The sequence below is a fragment of the Candidatus Nanoarchaeia archaeon genome (genome assembly GCA_035290625.1).
Classification (GTDB): Archaea; Nanobdellota; Nanobdellia; order Woesearchaeales; family DATDTY01; genus DATDTY01.
On sequence record DATDTY010000004.1, the window covers coordinates 1 to 4,345 of the forward strand.

The 4,345-nt window shown below is 51.0% G+C and carries 5 protein-coding genes; 1 reads left to right on the plus strand and 4 read right to left on the minus strand.

Going from position 1 to position 4,345, the window contains the following annotated elements:
- Positions 1-161: deoxyhypusine synthase family protein (locus VJB08_00305; protein ID HLD42413.1), on the plus strand; the 161-nt coding region annotated here is incomplete at its 5' end.
- A gap of 88 nt (positions 162-249) precedes the next feature.
- Here VJB08_00305 and VJB08_00310 read toward each other — a convergent pair.
- The 4 genes from VJB08_00310 to VJB08_00325 form a co-directional block, all read right to left on the minus strand.
- Positions 250-1,542 carry a divalent metal cation transporter gene (locus tag VJB08_00310; protein HLD42414.1) on the minus strand — a complete coding sequence of 431 codons (1,293 nt, stop codon included), beginning with the start codon at positions 1,540-1,542 and terminating at the stop codon, positions 250-252.
- Positions 1,508-2,800, minus strand: a complete 1,293-nt coding sequence (locus tag VJB08_00315) for a CBS domain-containing protein (protein HLD42415.1) — start codon at positions 2,798-2,800, stop codon at positions 1,508-1,510. The genes VJB08_00310 and VJB08_00315 overlap by 35 nt, the downstream gene beginning before the upstream one ends.
- Position 2,801: 1 nt before the next feature.
- Positions 2,802-3,650: a DUF58 domain-containing protein gene (locus VJB08_00320; GenBank protein ID HLD42416.1), complete on the minus strand. Its 849-nt coding sequence runs from the start codon at positions 3,648-3,650 to the stop codon at positions 2,802-2,804.
- A partial coding sequence (locus tag VJB08_00325) for a MoxR family ATPase (protein HLD42417.1) occupies positions 3,650-4,345 on the minus strand: 696 nt, incomplete at its 5' end. The genes VJB08_00325 and VJB08_00320, both read right to left, overlap by 1 nt.

A 4,345-nucleotide genomic window follows, 5' to 3' on the forward strand; every position in this document is an offset into this window, starting at 1 on the left:
TGCGTGAGGCATCTTCCTGGGGAAAGGTGGACACCAGCTACGAGCAGATGGTCTATGCTGAGGCTACTTCTGTCCTACCTCTCATCATCAGCGCATGTTACCATAAAGGGCTGTGGAAGAAAAGGAAGAGAAGGGAGTGGCTGGGGATTTTTGGAGCATAGGCCAACATTCATAGGTCAACCTTCGGGTTATGAATCCTGTTTGGGTCTGAATAGTGTTTGATTCTGAATAGTGCTGCAGAAGGACGAGCTACATGATTGCTGTTGCTATGTACTCTGCGCTTTCCGGAAAAAGAGTTACCAAGCCGAGCAGCAATGAAGCGACGATGATGATGCCAATAAATGCCCAGGCGGCAATGTTCAGCCAGGCTGGATTCACATGCTGGCCCATCAGGCTCCTGTTGTTTACGAGGAGGAGCATCGCAACAAGCACCAGCGGCAGCAGAACGCCATTCACAGCCTGAGAGATAACCATGAGTTGTATCAAGTGAATATTAGGGATCAGGACGAATGCTGCTCCAATCAGTATCATTATCGTGAAAAAGCTGTAGAAGAAAGGGGCATCGCGGATCTTTTTATTGAGCCCGGACTCCCAACCAAATGCCTCGCAGACATAGTAGGTTGTTGAGAGGGGAAGGACGACGGCGGCAAACATTGCTGCATTGAAAAGGCCAAAGGCGAAGAGCCAGGCAGCATACTGGCCTGCAATTGGTGCAAGGCTCAAAGCAACATCAGATGCTGTCTCAACAGGGATACCCGCCTTAAATAATGTTGCTGCACACACGACAACAATAAAAAAAGCAGTAATATCTGTGATTATGGAGCCGATGATCACATCCCAGCGGGAATAGCGGTACTTCCGCATATCAATTCCCTTTTCAACGATGGAGCTTTGCAGGTAGAACTGCATCCATGGAGCTATTGTTGTTCCAACCAGGGCAATGAACATCAGGAGATAAGGGGCGGTGATAGTGATTTTTGGAACCACTGCGGCCTTTGCGACTTCAGGCCAGATTGGATGGGCGAGAAACGCAGCGAAGTAGTATACGATATAAAAGGTGCATGCAACAAGAAACACCTTCTCGACCTTGTTGTAGTTTCCTTTTGTCACAAGCAGCCAGACTGCCAATGCTGCAAGGGGGACTGAGATAAACCTGCTGACACCGACAATCTCTGTGGCAGCAGCAATTCCGGCAAACTCAGCAATTGTGTTCGCGATATTTGTGATGACCAGGCCTGCCATGATGAGGAGCGTTATCCTCACCCCATAGGTTTCGCGGATAAGCTGGGCAAGACCTCTGCCCGTCACTGCGCCCATCCTTGCAGCCATCTCCTGGATAAAGATAAGCGCTATGGTCAGCGGGACCAGCAGCCAGAGGAATCCATATCCGAAGCGCGCTCCTGCAAGGGAATACGTTGTAATCCCTGATGCGTCATTTCCGACATTTGCGGTGATAATGCCAGGGCCAAGGATAGACAAGAACAGCAGGATAGATTTCCAGCTGATCCTAGACCTGCTCGGCATCCTGCTTGGCTGGGACATAGACACGCTCCTTGAGGAGATCTTCAACATTGATAACTCCAATGATGCGGTGCTTCCTGTCAACGACAGGAATAGAGGTGAGATCATACTTTGCCATCATGCTGTACACCACGTTCTTGTGGGCTGATTTCCTGACGTAGACCAGCTTCTTTTTGAGGAGTTTCGAAGCAGGATCGCCTGAAGGGCTTATGAGGAGGTTTCTCAGCGAAATGGTTCCGACCAGGGTTAAGTCGTGCTTCACCACATAGACTGCATGCAGCACTCGCGGCGGGTCGCTTGCCTGAATCTTCCGGATTATCTCCCGGGCTGAGTCCTGCGGCAAAACAGTAATAAATTTCCTTGTCATAAAGCGGCCTGCACTCTCCTTATTGCAGGACATCAGCAGCTGGAAGTGCCTTGCCTCTGCAGGGCCCATCAGGACCAGCAGCTCCCGGCGTTTTGCCTCAGGCAGGCTCAGCAGGATATCAGCAACATTGCCTTCGTACATGAGGGTGAAGATGTGCACCAGCCGCCTTTGGGGAATCTCCGAAACCAGCGACATCCTCACTTCAGCATCAGCTTCATCAAGGATTCTGGATGCATAGCGGTTACTCAGGTTCCTGAACAGGCTCAGCCGCTGCTCTCTTGCCAATTTCTCAAGGAGATCTGCAAAATCAGCAGGATGGATATCGCCGAGCCGCGATTCTGATATCTTGAGCTTGATGTCGCGGAATTTGCCTTCCAGCGGCTCCACGTATGCCCACGGAACAAGATTTTCCTTCATGCTCCAGCCGTCGGTGTTCAGGCCTATCCGCCTGAGCAGACCCTTCAGCCCAATGCTGATGCTCGCCAGAAAGAGGGTGTTGTGGATCGGAATAAATGCAACATCATTTGCGCGGATAATCTTGATCCCATTCGTATCCACAAGCTGCTGGTCCAGAATCTTATCGCCAACAAACACGCAGTTCCTTGGCAGTTGGGACAGAGGGAGCGGGGCATGGACAACAAGCCTTTGGGGGAATTCTCCGAGGTCAAATCCCTCCCACGAGAGCGTCCTCCTCCGCAGAAACCACTTTTTGACAATAACTGCAACAGCTTTTGGAAAGCCGCCAACGGGATCGATGGCAATGTCCTTTATCCTTCCTAAATGCCTGGCCCGCTCGTCAAAGACCCTGGTTCCCAGAATGCTGCTGAGGTAGAGGACGTGGCTCGCTTTCTCTGTGTCCTCGATATCCTCAAGCATCCTCCTGATCTGCCTGACATGATCTTTTCCTGCCATGCTATCCTACAATTGCATAAAATGCATCAAACAAGGAAGAGTCTGTGGTAATAGAATGGAAGCGGTATCCGAGCTTTGTGCATATATCATCAATCATTGCCGTATGGTGATCCATCATCTCCTGGTAATTTGCCTTCAGGCGCTGGCTCACAAAGGTGACAAGCTGATCATTGGTCTCGCTGTCTCTCAGCCGGAAGTCGCCGCGAAGGTTGAGATTGCGCTCAACCGGATCCAGGACCTGGATTACCCTGACTTCATTGTCGCCAAGAAGCCGGATGCCGCTTCTGATCTCCTCAATGCTATAGAGAAAGTCAGATACAAGAATCAGCATGCTCTTGCTTCGGATGACTTTCCTGTATTTGGTGAGCATATCGAGGAAATTGGATTTTCCCTTCGGCTTGCGTGAATTGAGGTATTCGACCATCGCAGCAAGCTGGCCCATGCCCCTGCGCGGCTGGTAGATGCTGATGTCGTCAGCAAATGTGGAGAACTGAAATTTCTCATTGTCCTTGAGGGCCAGGTAGGCAAATCCGACTCCCAGCATCGAAGCGTAATCAAACTTTGACCTTGGCTTGCCGTAATCCATGCTCCCTGAGCCGTCAACAATAATATGGACTGCAAGATTCCTCTCCTCTTCGTAATTTTTCACATAGAGGTCATCAGTCCTTGCATACACCCTCCAGTCAATGGCGCGGAAATCGTCTCCTGGCGCGTAGATCCTATGGTCCTTGAAGATAATGCCTTTGCCCATCGCGATGGATTTTCTTGGCCCCGCATACTGGGAAGTGACGCGCTTGCTGACAATGAGATGGAATTTTGTCAGCTGGTCAAGGAACTCTGTCGAGATCATCACTTCACCTTGCTCGCCAGCTCCTTTATTGCGTCGTCAACTGTGATGCCCTTGCGCTCTGCCTCGAAGTTGAGGATGATGCGATGGCGGAGAACCGGCAGGGCCATCTCGTTGATATCCTCGTTGCTCACATGGTTCCTCCCCTTGATCAGGGCGCTGGCCTTTGCAGCCAGGATAATGCCGATGGAAGCACGCGGAGAGGCCCCATACTGGATCAGCTGCTTGTTCTGCCTAGTAGCCAGGATCATCTTGACTGCCCTTCTCTTGATATCACTTGCGATGGGGACCTGCCGCGTCATCTGCTGCAGGCCGATCAGGTTATTCTTATTGAGGAGGACCCGAAGCTTCCTTTCCCTGAGTTCACCTGCATAGCGGTCAACAATCTGCTCTTCCTGGTCATAGGTTGGATACTCCACTTTTATTTTGAACAAGAACCGGTCTGCCTGGGCTTCAGGAAGCGGATAGGTTCCTTCCTGCTCAATGGGATTCTGGGTCGCAAGCACGAAAAAGGGGAGGTCGAGCTTAAAGGTGGAATTTCCAACAGTAACCTGCTTCTCCTGCATTGCCTCAAGCATGGCTGACTGCGTCTTGGGGGTTGCCCGATTGATCTCGTCTGCGAGCACAATATTGGCAAAGATAGGGCCAGGCTGGAACTTGAACTGCCTTTTTCCCCGGTCTTCCTCGATAATATACGT

What these genes read in the sequence shown, in the direction of transcription:
- VJB08_00320 (HLD42416.1), bottom strand. Translation starts at nt 3,650, where the DNA reads ATGATCTCGACAGAGTTCCTTGACCAGCTGACAAAATTCCATCTCATT.
- VJB08_00315 (HLD42415.1), bottom strand. Translation starts at nt 2,800, where the DNA reads ATGGCAGGAAAAGATCATGTCAGGCAGATCAGGAGGATGCTTGAGGAT.
- VJB08_00310 (HLD42414.1), bottom strand. Translation starts at nt 1,542, where the DNA reads ATGTCCCAGCCAAGCAGGATGCCGAGCAGGTCTAGGATCAGCTGGAAA.